18 protein-coding genes and 1 pseudogene are annotated in these 19,683 nt (G+C 37.8%); 12 read left to right on the forward strand and 7 right to left on the reverse strand.

What is annotated here, in order from left to right:
* The first annotated feature begins 98 nt into the window (after positions 1-98).
* The 6 genes and pseudogenes from dnaB (at position 99) to PYW32_RS00095 (ending at position 7,068) form a co-directional block, all read left to right on the forward strand.
* Positions 99-1,469, forward strand: coding sequence for a replicative DNA helicase (gene dnaB / locus PYW32_RS00070; protein WP_016176047.1), 1,371 nt, complete (start codon positions 99-101; stop codon positions 1,467-1,469).
* Between the two features lie 95 nt (positions 1,470-1,564).
* The gene (locus tag PYW32_RS00075) at positions 1,565-3,490 is read left to right on the forward strand and encodes a fructose-bisphosphatase class III (protein WP_016176048.1); all 1,926 of its coding nucleotides are present in this window, start codon (positions 1,565-1,567) and stop codon (positions 3,488-3,490) included.
* A 147-nt stretch (positions 3,491-3,637) separates the two neighbouring features.
* Positions 3,638-3,838: pseudogene (locus PYW32_RS00080) on the forward strand (tagatose-bisphosphate aldolase); the annotation flags it as partial.
* Positions 3,839-4,058: 220 nt separating this feature from the next.
* On the forward strand, positions 4,059-5,351 hold the full coding sequence (locus tag PYW32_RS00085; protein ID WP_016176050.1) for an adenylosuccinate synthase: 1,293 nt from the start codon (positions 4,059-4,061) through the stop codon (positions 5,349-5,351).
* Between the two features lie 88 nt (positions 5,352-5,439).
* The gene (locus tag PYW32_RS00090; RefSeq protein WP_016176051.1) at positions 5,440-6,309 is read left to right on the forward strand and encodes a DegV family protein; all 870 of its coding nucleotides are present in this window, start codon (positions 5,440-5,442) and stop codon (positions 6,307-6,309) included.
* Between the two features lie 114 nt (positions 6,310-6,423).
* Positions 6,424-7,068: a VTT domain-containing protein gene (locus tag PYW32_RS00095; protein WP_016176052.1), complete on the forward strand. Its 645-nt coding sequence runs from the start codon at positions 6,424-6,426 to the stop codon at positions 7,066-7,068.
* 37 nt (positions 7,069-7,105) lie between these two features.
* Here the strand turns inward: PYW32_RS00095 and PYW32_RS00100 are convergent, their stop codons facing one another.
* Together PYW32_RS00100 and PYW32_RS00105 are read right to left on the reverse strand one after the other, a co-directional pair.
* Positions 7,106-8,728, reverse strand: a complete 1,623-nt coding sequence (locus PYW32_RS00100; RefSeq protein WP_016176053.1) for an ABC-F family ATP-binding cassette domain-containing protein — start codon at positions 8,726-8,728, stop codon at positions 7,106-7,108.
* A 111-nt stretch (positions 8,729-8,839) separates the two neighbouring features.
* A complete protein-coding gene (locus PYW32_RS00105; protein ID WP_016176054.1) occupies positions 8,840-9,112 on the reverse strand; it encodes a hypothetical protein in 273 nt (90 codons plus the stop codon).
* A gap of 118 nt (positions 9,113-9,230) precedes the next feature.
* Here PYW32_RS00105 and PYW32_RS00110 point away from each other — a divergent pair, with 118 nt between their 5' ends.
* Positions 9,231-10,049: a ZIP family metal transporter gene (locus tag PYW32_RS00110; RefSeq protein WP_016176055.1), complete on the forward strand. Its 819-nt coding sequence runs from the start codon at positions 9,231-9,233 to the stop codon at positions 10,047-10,049.
* Between the two features lie 45 nt (positions 10,050-10,094).
* Here the strand turns inward: PYW32_RS00110 and PYW32_RS00115 are convergent, their stop codons facing one another.
* Positions 10,095-10,592 (reverse strand): FUSC family protein, encoded by a 498-nt coding sequence (locus PYW32_RS00115; protein ID WP_016176056.1) that lies wholly within the window; start codon positions 10,590-10,592, stop codon positions 10,095-10,097.
* A 176-nt stretch (positions 10,593-10,768) separates the two neighbouring features.
* On the opposite strand from PYW32_RS00115, the gene PYW32_RS00120 reads away from it, so the two are divergent.
* On the forward strand, positions 10,769-11,461 hold the full coding sequence (locus PYW32_RS00120) for a PASTA domain-containing protein (RefSeq protein ID WP_016176057.1): 693 nt from the start codon (positions 10,769-10,771) through the stop codon (positions 11,459-11,461).
* 107 nt (positions 11,462-11,568) lie between these two features.
* On the opposite strand, the gene PYW32_RS00125 is transcribed toward PYW32_RS00120, so the two are convergent.
* The 3 genes from PYW32_RS00125 to proB all read right to left on the reverse strand — a co-directional run bounded on the left by PYW32_RS00125 (position 11,569) and on the right by proB (position 13,892).
* Positions 11,569-11,769, reverse strand: coding sequence for a hypothetical protein (locus PYW32_RS00125; RefSeq protein WP_245558504.1), 201 nt, complete (start codon positions 11,767-11,769; stop codon positions 11,569-11,571).
* Positions 11,770-11,844: 75 nt separating this feature from the next.
* Positions 11,845-13,089 carry a glutamate-5-semialdehyde dehydrogenase gene (locus PYW32_RS00130; protein ID WP_016176059.1) on the reverse strand — a complete coding sequence of 415 codons (1,245 nt, stop codon included), beginning with the start codon at positions 13,087-13,089 and terminating at the stop codon, positions 11,845-11,847.
* A 2-nt stretch (positions 13,090-13,091) separates the two neighbouring features.
* Positions 13,092-13,892, reverse strand: a complete 801-nt coding sequence (gene proB / locus PYW32_RS00135) for a glutamate 5-kinase (protein WP_016176060.1) — start codon at positions 13,890-13,892, stop codon at positions 13,092-13,094.
* Positions 13,893-14,141: 249 nt separating this feature from the next.
* On the opposite strand from proB, the gene PYW32_RS00140 reads away from it, so the two are divergent.
* The 4 genes from PYW32_RS00140 (at position 14,142) to PYW32_RS00155 (ending at position 18,446) form a co-directional block, all read left to right on the forward strand.
* Positions 14,142-15,122: a P1 family peptidase gene (locus PYW32_RS00140; protein WP_016176061.1), complete on the forward strand. Its 981-nt coding sequence runs from the start codon at positions 14,142-14,144 to the stop codon at positions 15,120-15,122.
* A gap of 240 nt (positions 15,123-15,362) precedes the next feature.
* Positions 15,363-15,866, forward strand: a complete 504-nt coding sequence (locus PYW32_RS00145; RefSeq protein ID WP_016176062.1) for a dCTP deaminase/dUTPase family protein — start codon at positions 15,363-15,365, stop codon at positions 15,864-15,866.
* Positions 15,867-15,877: 11 nt separating this feature from the next.
* Positions 15,878-17,248, forward strand: a complete 1,371-nt coding sequence (gene radA / locus PYW32_RS00150) for a DNA repair protein RadA (RefSeq protein ID WP_016176063.1) — start codon at positions 15,878-15,880, stop codon at positions 17,246-17,248.
* A gap of 79 nt (positions 17,249-17,327) precedes the next feature.
* Positions 17,328-18,446 carry a PIN/TRAM domain-containing protein gene (locus PYW32_RS00155; protein WP_016176064.1) on the forward strand — a complete coding sequence of 373 codons (1,119 nt, stop codon included), beginning with the start codon at positions 17,328-17,330 and terminating at the stop codon, positions 18,444-18,446.
* 447 nt (positions 18,447-18,893) lie between these two features.
* Here the strand turns inward: PYW32_RS00155 and istB are convergent, their stop codons facing one another.
* On the reverse strand, positions 18,894-19,673 hold the full coding sequence (gene istB, locus PYW32_RS00160) for an IS21-like element helper ATPase IstB (protein ID WP_016176065.1): 780 nt from the start codon (positions 19,671-19,673) through the stop codon (positions 18,894-18,896).
* Positions 19,674-19,683 lie beyond the last annotated feature (10 nt).

Genomic DNA, 19,683 nt, shown 5'->3' on the forward strand with positions numbered 1-19,683 from the left:
CGTAGGCAGATTTCGAGAGTTCGGGTCTGCCTTGCGCTTTGCATTTTAGCCAAATAATTGTAGAATAAATGGACTGACTAAGTATAGGAGAGAAACGTATGAATGAAGTTTGGCAAGATCGTGTGCCACCACAAGATATCGAAGCAGAACAAGCCGTCTTGGGGGCCGTTTTCCTTGATTCTGATGCCATTATCGAAGCAATGGAATTGATTGAGCCCCGTGACTTTTACCGTCGCAGTCATCAAATTATCTTTCAGTGCATGATTCAATTGAATGACCGCAATGAAGCGATTGATCTGATTACATTAAAAGCTGAAATTGAAAAAAGTAATGCCTTAGAAGATGTAGGTGGAATTAGTTATTTAACTGAACTAGGTCAAGCGTCTCCCTCTTCAGCAGGTGTCTCCCACTATGCAAAAATCGTGGATGATAAAGCAACTTTGCGTAATTTAATTCAAGCTGCCAACCGAATAGTCACGAAAGGTTTCGAGCAAGATGAAGAAGTTCAAGCAATTGTTGATGATGCAGAAAAAAGCATTTTAGAAGTATCCGAAAAAAGAAACAGCACAGGCTTTCAATCCATTGCGGATGTCTTAAATCGAACAATTGAAAATATTGACCGTTTGGCACAAAATGATGAAGAAATCACTGGCCTACCAACGGGGTATCAAGCCTTAGATAAAATGACAGCAGGATTACAAAAAGAAGAATTAATTATTTTAGCCGCACGACCAGCTGTAGGTAAAACTGCATTTGCATTGAATATTGCTCAAAATGTAGGGACAAAAACCGATAATACGGTCGCTATTTTTAGTTTGGAAATGGGCGCTGAATCATTGGTAAGTCGGATGCTTTGTGCAGAAGGTTCGATCGAAGCAAGTCATTTGCGTACCGGGCAATTAACAGATGATGAATGGCGAAATTTAATTGTTGCAATGGGGAGTTTATCCCGTGCTAGTATCTATATCGATGATACACCCGGGATTAAAATTTCAGAAATTCGCGCACGTTGCCGAAAATTAGCACAAGAAAAAGGGAATTTAGGCTTAATTTTAATTGACTACTTGCAATTGATTGAAGGAACGGGTCGTGAAAGTCGTCAACAAGAAGTTTCGGAGATTTCACGTCAATTGAAAAAACTCGCTAAAGAATTAAAAGTACCCGTAATTGCATTGTCTCAGCTTTCACGTGGTGTGGAACAACGTCAAGACAAGCGTCCGGTTTTAAGTGATATTCGTGAATCGGGTTCGATTGAGCAAGATGCCGATATTGTGGCCTTTTTATATCGTGATGATTATTATCAACGAGAAGGCGATGAGGATGAAAATAGTGAGGAACCACAAAACGATAACGTTATCGAAGTCATCATTGAAAAAAACCGTAGTGGTGCTCGTGGGACGGTGGAATTACTTTTTATCAAAGAATATAATAAATTTTCTTCGCTTTCTCCAAGGGAAGAATTTGCTTAAGAACTGCTTTGGCGGTTCTTTTTTTTATGACTTGTATTTTAATCTTGTACAAGTTAAATAATTTTGATATAGTACTGAACAAACGGGGTGAGTCTATGTCAAAGGAAAAATATTATGCTTTATTAAAAGAAAAATTTCAAAATAAGGAAAATGTTGTTACCGAGATTATTAACTTAGAAGCGATTTTGCATTTACCGAAAGGAACAGAGCACTTTGTGAGTGATGTTCACGGGGAATTTGCGGCATTTGATCATGTATTACGCAATGGTTCAGGGAGTGTCAAAGAAAAATTAGTCGAGTGTTTTGCAGATACGTCTGTGGATATTGATGATTTAGCAACCTTGATTTATTATCCAGAAGAAAAAATGCAATTGGAAAAAGCGCGGATGACCCAAGCCGAACGTGAGCAATGGTACGGTGAAAAAATCCAATTGTTAATTCAAGCGATTAATTTTTCTAGTAGAAAATATACACGTTCCAAAGTACGAAAAGCTTTACCGAAGCGTTTTAGTTATATCATTGAAGAATTATTAACCGAATCCCAAAAAGAGCCAGGCAAAGAAGGCTATTTTCATGCCATTATTGACAAAATTATTCAACTCCATCAAGCGACGGCATTAATTAAAGATTTATGCTATTTAATTCAACGCTTTGTTGTGGATCACCTGCATGTTGTCGGTGATATTTATGATCGTGGACCAGCACCGGATTTTATTATGGAGCGCTTGATTCAACATCATTCTGTTGATATACAGTGGGGCAATCATGATATTGTTTGGATGGCCGCGATGGCCGGTTCACCGATTGCGATTATGAATTTACTACGTATTTGTGCGCGTTATGGCAACTTAGATATTGTTGAAGAACGTTATGGTATCAATGTTCGTCCGCTTGTTGAATACAGTAAAAAACATTACGTTGCGGATGCGAAATTTGCCCCTAAATTAGCGCCAGATGAAGACGAATTAACCGAAACAGAAAAAGAATATTTGAATGTTGTCCAACAAGCAACGACAATCTTGCAATTTAAACTCGAAGGTCAACTTATTGATCGTCGCCCTGATTTTCGCATGAATGACCGGCATATGTTGAAAAATATTCATTATGAGACGCAAGAAATTACATTGAAGGGGAAGACGTATCCTCTGGTTAATTTTCAAGCGCCAACAGTCAATCCCCAAAATCCTTGTGCTTTAACGACAGAAGAGGAGCGCTTATTAAAGAAATTGATGCTCTCATTTCAAGCGTCAGAAAGACTGCGTCGTCACACGGATTTCTTAATTGAAAAAGGCAGTATGTACTTGTGTTATAACGGAAATTTATTGCTCCACGGCTGTATTCCATTACATGAAAATGGTGATTTCAAGTCGTTTCGTATCAATCAAAAACAATATGCGGGCAAAGAATTATTGGATTTCTTTGAAAAACAAGTGCGTAAAAGTTACAAAGATTATTCGGTTTCTGATGATCTAGCGACCGATTTATTGTGGTATTTGTGGACAGGCGAATGCTCTTCGTTATTTGGTAAAAATGCGATGACTACTTTTGAACGTTATTACATTGAAGATAAGAAGATTCATAAAGAAGAAAAAAATGCCTATTACTATTTGCGTAATGAAGAACACATTTGCCAAGATATTTTGGCACTGTTTGATTTACCAATTACTGGGCACATTATTAATGGCCATACACCTGTGAAAGCAAAAAAAGGCGAAAGCCCGATTAAAGCGAATGGTCGCTTGTTAGTGATTGATGGAGGCTTTGCGAAAAGTTATCAACAAGAAACAGGGTTGGCAGGTTATACGCTGCTTTCAAATAGTTATGGCTTACAGTTAGTCGCCCATCAACCATTTTCATCTGTGGATGAAGCTGTGGAAAGTGGCACCGATATTCTATCGACCAAACGTTTGGTCGAGCGCGTGGATACGCGAACGACGGTTGGTAGTACGAATACTGGTCAGAAATTAAAACAAGAAATGACTGCCTTAGAAACCTTGTATCAAAATTATGAAAAATGTTAAAAAAGCTATCCGCCAAAGCTGCTTGGCGGATAGCTTTTTTTATTGTTTTTCCACAGTGATTGTGGATAACAGCGCATTCATTTGTTCATCGGTGACTTCTGGATACCAATTCATCGCATTACAGGTAGAAAATTGTAAGGCACTAGTCAACGTTTGCGCTTTGCAAAAGACGCTGGTTCGACCTTTAATGGTGTCTTATGTGGACGTGCAATATGGGCAGATGGAGTGGAAGTTTTCATTCAAGAAGGTGAAGCAGCAGCGATTGAATGGTTACGCACACAAGGAAAACAAAATGTGGATGAATTGAATGCTATGTTAGCAGAAACGGCAACACCAGTCACCGTATAAAACATCAAAACTATCAATCGAATGGTTGATAGTTTTTTTGTTGATTCCACTTTGTTTTGTTCGTTTTTTTTATCCATTTATCAATTTTATTTCGATTAATGTTCGTCTTTTTCTTTTTTTAATAATTAAAAATATGTGAATATTCGATTTTTATTGAAATTACTTGAAAAACTTGTTACAATAATTTAGGAATGCACTAAATAAAGAAAGAGGTATTCATATGTCATCAGTGGTAGTTGTAGGTACGCAATGGGGCGATGAAGGAAAAGGGAAAATCACCGATTTCCTAAGTGAAAATGCAGAAGTCATCGCTCGTTATCAAGGTGGAGACAATGCAGGTCACACAATCAAATTCGATGGTGTCACATACAAATTGCACTTAATCCCATCAGGAATTTTCTACAAAGAAAAAATTAGCGTGATCGGAAATGGTGTGGTAGTTAACCCGAAATCTCTAGTAAAAGAATTAGCTTATTTAAAAGATCATAATGTTAGCACAGAAAACTTACGTATTTCAGATCGTGCGCACGTTATCTTGCCTTACCATATCAAATTGGATCAATTGCAAGAAGATGCTAAAGGCGAAAACAAAATCGGTACAACAATTAAAGGTATCGGACCAGCTTACATGGATAAAGCTGCTCGCGTGGGTATTCGCGTAGCTGATTTGTTAGACAAAGAAATTTTTGAAGAACGTCTACGTATTAACTTAGAAGAAAAAAATCGTCAATTCGTTAAAATGTTTGATTCAGAACCAATTGAATTTGCTGATATTTTTGAAGAATATTATGAATATGGGCAACAAATTAAACAATATGTGACAGACACTTCAGTTATTTTGAATGATGCGTTAGATGAAGGCAAACGTGTCTTATTCGAAGGCGCACAAGGTGTGATGTTGGATATTGACCAAGGAACATACCCATTCGTTACTTCGTCTAATCCAGTTGCAGGTGGTGTCACAATCGGTAGTGGTGTGGGACCTTCTAAAATTGATAAAGTAGTGGGTGTATGTAAAGCATATACTTCTCGTGTGGGTGATGGCCCATTCCCATCAGAATTATTTGATGAAGTTGGCGATACGATTCGTGAAGTTGGTCGTGAATATGGTACAACAACTGGTCGTCCACGTCGTGTGGGTTGGTTTGACTCAGTAGTGATGCGTCACTCTCGTCGTGTATCAGGAATCACGAACTTATCATTGAACTCAATTGACGTATTGAGTGGTTTAGAAACTGTTAAAATTTGTACAGCTTACGAATTAGATGGTGAATTGATTTACCATTACCCAGCAAGCTTAAAAGAATTAAACCGTTGTAAACCAGTCTATGAAGAATTACCAGGTTGGTCAGAAGACATTACTGGATGCAAATCATTAGCTGAATTACCAGAAAATGCACGTAACTATGTTCGTCGTATTTCTGAATTGGTTGGTGTTCGTATTTCTACTTTATCAGTAGGTCCAGACCGTAACCAAACAAACATCTTAGAAAGTGTTTGGTCTCAAATTTAATTAATCAAAGATTCATCAGAATACACATTTTCTGATGAATCTTTTTTCTTTTGGTATAATAATAACACTAGGTCAGGAGGCGAAAGAAATGTTTCAAATTATTACTGATGCGTGTTGCGATTTACCTGCAGAAATCCTAGATCAAGCAAATGTTGCCTATATTCCGATGATATTAACTCTAGACGGGAAAGAGTATGTCGATGATTTAGGTCAAACGTTTGATTACGATGGATTTTTAAAATGTCTACAAGAAAATAAACAACCGATAACTTCACAGATTAATATCGGTCGTTATATGGAATATTTTCGTCCACATGTGGAAAATGGCGTGCCCATTTTATATATCGGTTTTTCTTCGGGGCTTAGTGGCTCCTATAGCAGTGCCTTACAAGCAGTAGAATTGTTAAAAGAAGAATATCCACAAGTGACGATTCACTGTGTGGACACGAAAGCTGCCAGTTTAGGGGAAGGTATGTTAGTCCTAGAAGCTGCACGTATGCAACAAACAGGTCAAACATTAGAAGAAATTGTGCAATGGTTAGAAACGTATAAAATGCATGTCCGTTCTTGGGTTATGGTGAACGATTTGAAGCATCTTGAAAAAGGTGGACGTATTTCTAAGGCAGCGGCGACCATTGGTGGTCTATTACATGTGAAACCCATTATTACAGTCGATACAGAAGGCAAGTTACAAAATGTGGATAAAGTACGAGGACGCAATAAAGCCATTCATAAAATCGTCGAAGAAACGACGCGTGATGCCGATTTAACGATGGTGAATCAATTTTATTTAGCCCATAGCGGTGATGAGGCAACTGCTCAACAAATTTTGGATGAATTAAAAGCCAGTTATCCAGAGGTTCCAATCATTCGTTATTCATTAGGGCCAACGATTGCAAGTCATACTGGGTATGGCTGTCTGGCATTGTTTTCGATGGGGAAAAATGAACGTGTCTAGGTATAATTTTTGATTATTTCTTATGTTTTTTCTTTTCGTCTGTTCTTTTCTATCAAAAGTGGTATGATAAAAAACAGTAAAAAACGATACTAAGAAAAGATGGATGGGAAGAAAATGATTATTATTGATTTTATTTTGCATGTAGATGAACATTTACTTTATCTAGTGCAACAATATGGGGCGGGGATTTATCCGCTATTATTTGCTATTTTATTTATTGAAACAGGATTGGTGGTTTTTCCTTTTTTACCAGGCGATTCGTTGCTGTTTGCAGGTGGTGCTTTAGCGGCCATTAGTGATAGTTTGAGTTTACCGTTAATCCTTGTAACATGTGTTGTTGCTTCTATTTTAGGCAATACGATTAATTATAGTTTAGGTCGTCATTTTGGTACACATGCACTATACGAAGGGAAATTATCACGTTTTATCAAAGCAGAGGAATTGCAAAAAGCGGAAGATTTCTTCAATGAAAAGGGCAAGTTCACAATTTTTATTGGACGCTTCTTACCCTTTATTCGGACATTCGTACCATTTATTGCTGGTTCAACTAAAATGAATCGCAGTACGTTTATGTTTTACAATGTCATTAGTGGTTGTTGCTGGGTATTCATCGCAACCCTCGCTGGTTATTTCTTAGGAAATATTCCTTTTATTAATGCCCATTTTTCAATGATTATGCTCGTTATCATTTTTGTTTCATTATTGCCAATGCTAATTTCTGTAGCAAAAGGCTGGCGAGCAAGAAGACAAGCACAATAAAAAAGGTTCGTGAATGTGACATTCACGAACCTTTTTTTTATTCGTATAACGCAGCGACGCGTTTTTGTAAATCTGCATTTTCTAAGAATTCATCGTAAGTTGTTTCTGCACGATCCACAATTCCATTAGCAGAGACCACGATAATGCGGTTAGCTAACGTTTGGATAAATTGATGGTCATGTGAAGCAAATAATAATGAACCTGTAAATGCCATTAACCCTTCGTTTAATGCTGAAATTGATTCTAAGTCTAAGTGGTTGGTTGGATCATCTAAAACCAAGACGTTTGCTTTTGACAGCATGTTTTTTGATAACATACAACGGACTTTTTCGCCCCCAGATAGGACGTTGACTTTTTTCAATACTTCATCGCCAGAGAACAACATTCTTCCTAAGAAACTACGTAAGAAAGTATTGTCATCTTCTTCTTTGCTCGCATATTGACGTAACCAATCTAAAATTGTTAAATTGTTGTCAAATTCCGCGCTAGGGTCTTTTGGCAAGTAAGATTGACTTGTTGTTACACCCCAACGAACAGTTCCTGTATCAGGTGTTAATTCGCCCATTATTACTTTGAATAAAGTAGTCGTTGTAATATCGTTGTTAGCGACAAATGCCACTTTATCGTCTTTGTTCAAAGTAAATGAGATGTTGTCTAAGATTTTTTTACCGTCGATTGTTACACTAACATTTTCAACTTGTAACAAGTCATTGCCGATTTCGCGTTCTGGTTTGAATCCAACGAATGGGTAACGACGAGAAGAAGGTTGAATGTCATCTAAAGTAATTTTATCTAACATTTTTTTACGAGAAGTCGCTTGTTTCGATTTTGAAGCATTCGCAGAAAATCGTGCGATAAAATCTTGTAATTCTTTGATTTGTTCTTCTTTTTTCGCATTTGATTGCGATTGTAATTTCGCAGCTAATTGACTTGATTCTAACCAGAAATCGTAGTTTCCGACATATAATTTAATTTTACCAAAATCTAAGTCAGCCATGTGCGTACATACTTTGTTTAAGAAATGGCGGTCATGAGAGACCACGATAACTGTATTTTCAAAGTTAATTAAAAATTCTTCTAACCAAGCAATCGATTGGATATCTAATCCGTTGGTCGGCTCGTCTAGTAATAGAACGTCTGGTTGGCCAAATAGCGCTTGTGCTAATAACACTTTGACTTTTTGTCCAGCAGTTAATTCGCCCATGTGTAGTTGGTGTAATTCTTCTGGGATGTTTAATCCTTGAAGTAAGACAGCAGCTTCTGGTTCAGCTTCCCAACCATTTAATTCGGCAAATTCACCTTCTAGTTCAGCAGCACGAATACCATCTTCATCGCTGAAATCTTCTTTCATATAAATTGCGTCTTTTTCTTTCATCACGTCATAAAGGCGTTTATGTCCCATAATCACTGTTTCGAGTACACTATAATCTTCGTAGTCGAAGTGATTTTGCTTTAAGACGGCCATACGTTCATCAGGACCTAATGTCACATTTCCTGTTGACGGTTGGATTTCTCCGGATAATATTTTTAAAAAGGTTGATTTACCAGCACCATTTGCACCGATCAAACCATAGCAATTTCCGGGTGTAAACTTAATATTCACATCATCAAAAAGTTTGCGATCTGAAAAATGCAAACTAACATCACTTACTGTAATCAATTCTTTTCCTCACTTTTACATGTATTCTAGACCAAGGTCTCCTAGCATTATATCGGTGATAGTCAAAAGTTTCAAGGTATTGCGTTGGAATTCACGAATTCATCGATTTTTTTAAGGCGCAAATGAAATTTTTATAAAGAGAATGGCTAAAAAAGACAAGGTAATAAAAAGCAAGGGACTAAAACTAATAATCAGTGTGATGAGATGAATCGGTGAGTGTTCCTTTTTATAAGAAATAAATGACACGATACCGGAGATGAATGACAGAATAATTGCGAGCCAATCACCAAATGCCGATCCGACTAAAAATGTTCGTGTGATAGGTACCCACACAACGGCAATAACCAAAACTGCTAACCCAACAGTCACTATTTTTCGCAACATAAGCTTTTCCTCCTTTTCTATTAGTATAACAGGTTTTATCGCACCTTTTCTTGATATTTCTTTTGGTTAACCTTAAAATAAAAACGATATCATTGATTAAAGATAGTGGAGGAAAAAAATGGTCGATTGGTTAGTAAGTTTACAACCGTGGCAACAAGCATTAGTGGGGACAGGATTTACGTATTTTATGACAGCTTTAGGTGCCGCATTGGTTTTTTTCTTTAAAAGTATTAACCGTAATGTATTAAGTACGATGTTAGGGTTTGCTTCAGGGGTAATGATTGCGGCGAGCTTTTGGTCGTTATTAGATCCAGCGATTGAACGAGCAACAGAAAATGGCGATATTCCGTGGTTAGTCGTGAGTATTGGCTTTGGTTTGGGTGGGTTATTTTTATATGTAGCTGATAAAATTTTACCGCATTTACATTTTGGACAAGATGAGCAACCAGAAGGCATTCCGAGTCATTTTAAGCGGACTATTTTGTTGGTCTTCTCAATCACACTGCACAATATTCCAGAAGGATTAGCTGTCGGCGTGGCTTTTGGGGCAGCTGCCAATGCTGATGATCCACGTGCCGCGATTTTAGCAGCATTATCAGTCGCCATTGGGATTGGTATTCAAAATTTCCCAGAAGGTGCTGCAGTTTCGATTCCATTACAACAAGAAGGCTTAAGTCGCACGAAGGCCTTTTTCCATGGGCAAGCCTCAGGATTTGTTGAACCAGTTGCTGGCGTTATTGGTGCATTATTAGTCACAAAAATGACCGTCATTTTACCTTATGCGTTAGCATTTGCAGCAGGCGCAATGATTTATGTCGTTGTGGAAGAATTGATTCCAGAAGCACATTTGTCTTCGCCAACGAGACGTCATTTTGGCGTGTTTGGTACAATGTTAGGATTTGTCATTATGATGATTTTAGATGTGGCGTTGGGGTAGAGGTTTTATTAAAACAAATATTAACTAGAAAAAAGATTTGGAAACTCAGTTGTTTAACTGTTTTTCCAAGTCTTTTAGCATTTTTCTATTGGGCAATAATTGATTCACACCTATTGCTACAAACATTCCGATAAAACTATCGATGACTCGCGCAAAAGCATAGTGATACGATTCAGTTTCAGGAATCATAAATAAAATCGTCAATAAGGTTGCACATGCGCCAACGGTTCCTTCTTGATAGCCAAAATGTGACAAGAGGGAAATCATAAAAATAATCAATAAGGGCATAATAAATAGTTGTACTTCTTTACCATCGCCAAATAATTTAAACAGAAAAATAGCCACAATTGAAAACATCGCACCAAAGGTATTTCCTACCACGCGGTGTTTCCCAAATTTCAACGTGTTTATCATATCTTCTCGTAACGTAAAAACGGCTGTTAATGCAGCGACGACATAGGTTTCACGATGAAAGACAATACTAATTAAAATACAAATAAAAACACTTAGCCCAGTTTTAATCGTACGTAATCCGATTTTCACAGATGGTTCCTCCATTTTTTGCTAGATAATTGGTAGTATAGCAAGAAATTTACTGAAAATGAAATGAAAAATAAAAATGACATTCAAAATCTCCACAATATCTCACAAGTGTCGTTGTGAATATTCTTTGCTATAATGGTATTGAGAGCGGATTTTCTTAAATAGGAGGAAGGACGATGGCAAAAAAAGAAAGAAGTATTGGGAAACTTCTCGGTCCAGTGGGCAAAGTGTTACGAGTGCTTCCTGATTCAACCGAATTGATTAATAAAACAATTGAAGAAACGGCCCCGATTATTTCCAAAGAATTGGATAGTCGCCGTGAAAATAAAAAATTGTATCGTGATGTGCCGGAAGTTGTAGAATTAGATATCACACGCGCCAAAGATATTTTAGAAGATTTAGGCTTTATCACACAGGAAGTTTTAGCCAAACCAATGAAAAAATATCAAAATAAAACAGCGGGTGAAGTGGTCGCAATTTCACCTAAAGGAAAAAAAGCGAAAATCGGCTCATTAATTAAACTGTATTATGTGGATGAACAAGTCATTTCCGAATCACGTCAACGTGAATTACCTGATGTGATTGGAATGAATGTAGAGGAAGCAAAAGAATTTTTATTGAATGAAGGCTTAAAACCTGTGTTGAAATTAGCGACACCGCATAAAAAATATGCGCATACCCATGAAAATATTGTGGTAGATTCTGATCCCAAGTTAGATTTGTTTCATAAATATGTGAAAACTGGTAGTCTCATTTATCTGTATTATGTCAATGATTACGTGGTCAAGCAAAGCAAACAATTGTTAGAAGAAAAAACAGTAAAAGAAACAAAACCTAAGAAAACCTTGTTTTTTAAGCATAAAAAATAAAGAGGCTGAAAAACAGCCTCTTTTAGATGGGAGATTGCCCAATAGGAGCTTTCTCTGCAGTTTAAATCGAGTAACCTTTTGTGAGGTCACTCGTTTTTTGTCTATTATTAGTAATATCGACGATTGTTATATTTTTTAGAACCAGTTAACCAACGGACAATAAAGAATGCGATTAATAAGGGAATACCAAATTTAAAGGCTACGTAAAACAATCCACCTACTAAGGATAAAATAATTTTAAGAGCGAAACTTGCGATAATCAAACCAATCACTAACTTCATAATATTTGACACTGTCGAATTATTCATCATTTTTTCCTCCTGTTTTCTTCTTGTATTTAATTTATCAAAAATAAGAGAAGAAAACATCCGACCTAAGAAGGATTATCCACGAATTTGTCCATCACCGTAGACGATATATTTTGTGGATGTTAGTTCTGGTAAGCCCATTGGTCCGCGAGCATGCAGTTTTTGGGTAGAAATCCCGATTTCTGCACCAAAGCCAAAAACAAATCCATCTGTAAAACGTGTGGATGCATTGACGTAAACAGCAGCAGCATCGACTTCTTTTAAGAATTTTTGTGAGGCAAAGTAATTGTCGGTAACGATAGCTTCTGAATGTTTGGTGTTGTAACGATTAATATGCGTAATGGCTTCTTCAATCGAATCCACAACTTTTACTGCCAAAATATAATCAAGATATTCTGTTGCCCAATCTTCTTCTGTCGCTACGCTAGCATTTGGTAAAAATGGCAGCGCACGTTCATCGCCACGGAATTCAACTTGACCATCAAGGGTTTCTGCCAATTTTGGCAAGAAAAATTCAGCAACATCTTGGTGTACTAATAGCGTTTCGATTGCATTGCAGACAGAAGGGCGTTGCACTTTGGCATTGACTGCAATATCTAGTGCCATTTGTAGTTGTGCGTCTTTATCCACATAGACATGATTGTTTCCAGTTCCTGTTTCAATCACTGGTACAGTCGCTGTTTCTTTCACGCGTTGAATTAACCCAGCACCTCCACGAGGAATTAACACATCTAAATATTCTGTTAGTCGCATCAATTCGTTGGCAATAGCATGTGAAGTATCATCAATAAATTGAATCGCATAAGGTGAGAAATCATTAGCAACGAGTGTATCTTGCAAAATTTTTACTAAAATTTGATTGGAATAGAAGGCTTCTTTCCCGCCCCGTAAAATGACCGCATTGCCGGTTTTGAAACACAAACTAGCGGCATCTGTTGTTACGTTTGGACGTGATTCATAAATAATCCCGATGACGCCTAATGGCACGCGTTGACGACCAATCATCAAACCATCCGCGTTTTTCCACATTTTTTCCACTTCACCAATTGGATCTGGTAATTGAATAACTTGGCGAATGCCATCTGCCATTTCTTTAATGCGTTCTTCAGTTAAACGTAGACGATCTTTCATGGTTTCTTTGATGCCATAATCATCCGATTTTGCTAAGTCTTGTGCATTTGCTTCTAAAATTACAGGCGTATTTGCTTCTAGTGCATCGGCCATTTTTGCCAATAATTGATTTTTTGTTGCGGTATCTAACAAACCTAATTGATACGCACTTTCTTTGGCTTGTTGCCCTAATTTGTTTAAATCTGTCATACTCATTCCTCCTTAAAGAATGTTCCAATTTCTTCGCCGTTGACAATATCAAAAATAACTTTGGGACTTTTACCATTTGCTAAGACCATGGCACTGTGATTTTCCAACACGCGTTGCGCTGCTTTTAGCTTGCTGTACATGCCACCTGTACCATATTGACTGCCTTTGCCACCTGCACGAGAATACAAATCATCATTGATTTCTGTCACTCGTGAATACAATTTGGCATTTTTATTCGTCGTTGGGTTATCGGAATAAAAGCCATTAATATCAGAAAGCATAATCAATAAATCCGCATCAATCAATTGTAGTACGATAGCAGAAAGTTGGTCATTATCACCAAACTTGGTGGTGTGATCTAACTCATCGACTGCCACCGTATCATTTTCATTAATGATGGGAATGATGCCCATTTTTAACAACTGATTCAAGGTATTGACTACATTTTTGCGGCTTTCCGGAAATTCAATGACATCACGTGTTAATAAGACTTGCGCTGTTTGTTGGCTATAGGTTCCAAAACGTTGGCCATAAATAGACATAAGTTCGGCTTGTCCAACAGCTGCGACGGCTTGTTGTTCAGGGATTGACGCTGGGCGACGTCCCATGTTCAATTTATTCATCCCTACACCGACTGCTCCAGAAGAAACCAAGATAACTTCTTTCCCACGATTTCTTAAATCTGTTAATGCAAATGCCAATTCATCAATACCAGCTAAATTAATATTGCCATTGGGGTAGATTAAGGAACTAGTTCCAATTTTAATGACGACACGTTTGGCTTTGTGTAAATTTTTTCGCATAAGCTACCTCTTTTAGTTTATATAGTGTTTCTATTGTACTAGCAAAAAGGTATTTCGTCATGTAAATTCTTTCAAATTTCAGAAAAATTGAGCGAGATTTTTTTATAAAAAAGATACGTCCCCTTCTAGCAATGTCTAGGTTATAAGCCAGTCACCAAAATAGTGCTAGCGAAATAATGCAAACTTGCTTACAATTAATACCAATAACTAACGTAGCGAAAAAAATTGAAATGAAAGCAGGAACAAGCGATGGCAAATAATACACAAAGTCTTAACTGGAAAGTTATTCCAATCAGTGCAATCGAAGGTGTGCGTTTTGGTCAAGTGCAACGGATGGATGGTATGACTGGCGTCTCTGTTGCTTTGTTAGAAAAGAATAACGCAGGAGTAGATATTAGTGGGGGCGGACCAGCAAGTCGTGAAGCACATTTATTGTCGCCACTCACAGATGATAAATCAATGAATGCGGTGGTTTTTTCAGGTGGTTCAGCTTATGGATTAGCCGCTTCGGACGGTGTCATGCGTTACTTAGAAGAGCGTCACGTTGGGTATGCTGTGGGAAAAGTCGTGGTCCCCTTAGTGGTTCAATCGTGTATTTTTGATTTGAATATTGGACATGCGAAGATTCGACCTGATGCGGACATGGGGTATGCGGCTTGTGTTGCTGCGGAACAAGCCGCAGAACCACTTTCTGGAAGTGTGGGTGCCGGTACCGGAGCAACAGTCGGCAAATTATGTGGGATGCCACAAAGTCAAAAAGCTGGGGTGGGGTATTTTGCTGTGGAAGTGGGAGACTTGCAAATTGGCGCCATGGTTGTGGTGAATGCTGTCGGTGATGTTTTCGATTATCAAACAGGAAAAAAAGTAGCGGGAGTAGTTACCCCAGACCGGCGCAATTTTTTACCAACAGATGACTTAATGATTCAGGCACAACAAGCGTTAACGAACGGTGCCAATACGACATTGGCAGCTATTTTTACGAATGCAAAATTTTCAGCACCTGAAATGAATCGTATTTCAGTCATGGCACGCACTGGTTTGGCTCGTTCTGTGCGACCAGTCAATACGATGGCAGATGGCGATGCGATTTATACTTTTTCACTTGGAGAGGTGGTAGCTGATGTGAATATGGTGGGAGCGTTAGCGGCAAATGTTCTTTCAGAAGCTATCTTAAAAGCGCTAGCACACTCAACGATTTCTGAAACAGACTATTTGCAGCTAATTGAATAACTTTTCTTTGATCCAGTAGACAGATGAACGATGCAATTAGTGTCGTTCATCTTATTTGTGTACGCAACTACAACCATTGTCGTTCAATTACGAAAAAAGGTAGTCATAGTTTTACGTTTTCTCAACAGAAGAAACAAACTTTCTTCGTATTTTTTGCGTAAGCTAAGAGCAAATCCATTAACTTTCAGTTTTTATGCGAACTTATGTTAAAATGAGCATAGTATTTATTGGAGGTTTATGATGAAAAAACGAGGATTTGAACGTGTCACAAGTTTTGAAGGACAAAATATTAATTTACCTGTACGTGCAACCAATCATGCGGCAGGTTACGATTTTGAAGCAGCAGCAGATGTAGTAATTCCAAGTATTTGGAAGCAGTTTTTCTCACGAAAAGTTGGCGACAATCAAACGCTAGAAAAGAAAATTAAACCTGTATTAGTTCCCACTGGTATTAAAGCTTACATGGGTGACGATGAATTTTTACAATTAGCGAATCGCTCAAGCAATCCCTTAAAACGCTTTTTGATTTTAAGCAATGGAGTAGGCGTCATTGATAGCGATTATTATAACAATGCTTCAACTGAAGGACATATCATGTTCCAATTTACCAATGTTGGTTTACGTGATGTCACGATTAAAAAAGGAGAACGAATTGGTCAAGGAATTTTCTTGCCATTTTTAAAAGCCGATCAAGATGAAACAACTGGTGAACGCACAGGTGGTTTTGGTTCTTCTGATAAATAAGGAGGGCAAAGATGGCAAAAAAAGCAAAAACACAATTTGAATGCCAACACTGTGGGTATATTTCCCCTCGTTATTTAGGAAAATGTCCGCAATGTGGCAGTTGGAATTCAATGGTGGAAGAAAAAATTCAAGATACCTCGGATCGTAGGTCACGCACCACTTTGACAGGACAAAAGATGCAACCAATGAAATTAGCGGACGTTGTGCCCAAAAAAGAACCCCGTGTCCAAACGCAACTAGGCGAGTTAAATCGTGTGTTGGGTGGCGGAGTGGTACCTGGTTCAATGGTATTGCTTGGTGGTGACCCGGGAATTGGGAAATCGACGTTACTGTTGCAAGTCTCACAACAATTGGCGGCAACCGGCGGCAAAGTCTTATATGTTTCCGGAGAAGAAAGTGCCGAGCAAATTAAAATGCGGGCGCAACGTTTAGGCGTGGTGGATAATGAATTTTATTTATATGCAGAAACGGACATGCACGATATTAGTCGGGCGATTGAAAACTTGGAACCCGATTATGTCATTATTGACTCGATTCAAACGATGACACAACCTGATATTAGCAGTGTCGCAGGAAGTGTGAGTCAAGTTCGTGAAACCACAGCTGAATTGCTGAAAATTGCCAAAACCAATGGCATTGCGATTTTTATTGTTGGTCATGTGACCAAAGAAGGTTCGATTGCTGGTCCACGAATGTTGGAGCACATGGTTGATACAGTGTTATACTTTGAAGGAGAACAACATCAAAGTTTCCGAATTTTACGGGCGGTTAAAAATCGTTTTGGTTCAACCAACGAAATTGGTATTTTTGAAATGCGTGAAGGTGGTTTGGAAGAAGTCGCTAATCCATCACAAGTTTTTCTGGAAGAACGTTTAGCAGGAGCGACGGGTTCTGCGATTGTCGTAGCAATGGAAGGCAGTCGCCCGATTCTTGTCGAAATCCAAGCTTTAGTCACACCGACAATGTTTGGGAATGCCAAACGGACAACGACAGGTCTTGATTTCAATCGTGTATCGTTGATTATGGCCGTTTTGGAGAAACGAGCAGGCTTGTTATTGCAAAATCAAGATGCCTATTTAAAAGCGGCTGGTGGCGTGAAATTAAACGAACCTGCGATTGACTTGGCGATTGCCGTTAGTATTGCTTCAAGTTACAAAGAAAAAGGCACCGAAGCGACAGAATGTTTTATCGGTGAGATTGGATTAACTGGTGAAATTCGTCGCGTGAATGCGATTGAACAACGTGTCAAAGAAGTGCAAAAGTTAGGATTTAAAAAAGTCTATGTTCCTAAAAATAACTTAGTCAATTGGGAACCACCCAAAGGAATTGAAGTTGTTGGTTTAGTAACATTAGATGAAGCATTAAAACGTGTTTTTCGTTAAGAAAAAGAAAACATCGTAGATTAAACTCATTCAGTATGAGAAAATAGAGTCATACTGAATGAGAATTGGAGGATGGAATATGCAAAAACGTGTCATTACAGCTCTCATGGTTATTGCCGGTGCAAGTATTGGTGTGTCGTTACTACCACTTGCTTGGAATACCATTGGACAAACCAACAATGACTGGCTAAATAATACAGTAACCAATAGCTTATTAGGTGCAATTATTTTTTATTTATTTTCATTGCTAGTGGTGAATCAAATTTCAGCTGGGATTAAAAAAATTGAGAAAAGGCTAAGCGAATTTAGTCTGACGTACTTATTATTTGGTGCGATTGGGACGATTATCGGTTTAATTATTGGATTAATTGTTTCGATTCCGTTTTATAATTGGAATGTTCCTTTTGTAAATAGTGTGGCACCGATTTTGGTGATGTGTTTACTTGGTTATTTAGGATTTCAAATTGGTACTACGCGTATTGAAGAATGGAAGAAAATTTTTGGTCCGAAAAATAAAAAAGTGGAACCACAAACAGAACAGCAATTGTTAGATCGTAAATCCGAAGATGCGTTTCATAAATACAAAATCTTAGATACGAGTGTCATTATTGATGGCCGTATTTATGATATTGCTAAAACAGGCTTTTTAGAAGGCGTTATCATGATTCCAAATTTTGTCTTGTATGAATTACAATACATTGCTGATTCTGGCGATAGCTTGAAACGTGTACGTGGACGTCGTGGTTTGGATATTTTAAATGCGTTACAAAAAGAAGAAGGAATCACAGTGGAAATGTATGACGGTGATTTTGAAGATATTGCTGAAGTCGATAGTAAATTGTTGCGTTTAGCAAAATTGTTAGACGGTGTCGTTGTGACCAATGACTACAACTTAAATAAAGTTGCGGAATTTCAAAATGTACCAGTTTTAAATATCAATGCGTTAGCTAATGCAGTGAAACCTGTTGTCATTCCAGGTGAAGCGATGGAAGTGCTAGTTGTCAAAGCTGGAACGGAACGTCAACAAGGGGTAGCGTATTTGGATGATGGAACGATGGTCGTTGTGGAAGATGGGCAACATTATATGAACGAACGAATCAAAGTCATTGTGACGAGTGCTTTACAAACAGCAGCCGGTCGCATGATTTTTGCCAAACCAGCACATTCTGGTCGTGGTATTGATAATAAAGAGAATTAAGAAGTCTGTGACAACAGCTTCTCTCTCAAACTAGTCGAATGTAGTGTTCGGCTAGTTTTGTTTTTACTTATCTAGAAACAATCAATACTCCATTCAATACAGTGAAGGCATTAAAGTTATTTTTTAATAAATCACTCCTCTTATTGAATGAAATCTTATGGATCTTTTATTATTTTTTTAGTAGGTATTTACTCAATGGTTTGAGAAAATATAGTTGAATTTGGCTATATAAAAATCAATAAGTGATAATAAACTATCAAAGTAATTTTTGAAATCTATTTTGTGGTCTTTCTGATTGATATAGTACATCATTATGTTTGTAAAATGTCAACCCCGGTTAGGAAATGCTCTTTTTCACCGGTTTGAAAAATGTCGTTTTTCACCGGTGACATTTTGTACTTCACCGGTTGAATTTGAAAAACAACGGACCGGCATTTGAAACACCGGTTAAGTTTTATTAGTTATCGGTTCTTTCATTCGAAGCTCTTTTGATTCACGGTAATCCTTCATACGATAAGACTGACCCGTGATTTGAAACCTGATGGAATGATGAACCAATCGATCCAGAATAGCACCCGTCACGGCCGTATCCTGAAAGATTTCGCCCCACATCGATAGTGGGGTATTCGTTGTAAAAATGGTTGAATGAGCTTCATATCTTAATCGTATCAGTTGGAAAAGCAAGTTTGCTTCCTGTTTGGCAATGGGAAGGTAGCCGATTTCATCAATAATTAATAGATGATAGTTGGCATAACGCTTAAGCACACGTTCCAAAGTCCCTTTTTGATAAGCAGCTTGAAGCTTTTGAATCAACTCATGACAATTGATAAATAGAGTTTTTACGTTCTGACGGCAGGCTTCCACACCAATCGCTATCGCTAAGTGTGTTTTCCCTACTCCAGAATTTCCAATAAAGAGGATATTCTGTGTCCTCTCCATAAATCCCAAGCTTTCTAACGAAAGGATTTCTTGTTTAGGGATACTCGGCTGGAATTGGAAATCAAAATCTTTTAATTCTCGGTGCGTTGGAAATTTCGCTTTTTCAATCATCCGTTGGATTTTGGTATGATGACGGAATTCTAGTTCACGAGTAGTCAATTCAAGGAGTGCATCAGAAAAAGAGATTCCTTCTCGATTGACCAATTCGGCATAGTTGGGATAATATTCCTGGATTCTTCTTAAACCAAGTCTTTCAAAATTATCAAGCAGCTGAATGTGTTTACTCATACTCTTATCT

Source organism: Enterococcus saccharolyticus subsp. saccharolyticus (genome assembly GCF_029023825.1).
Classification (GTDB): domain Bacteria; phylum Bacillota; class Bacilli; order Lactobacillales; family Enterococcaceae; genus Enterococcus_F; species Enterococcus_F saccharolyticus.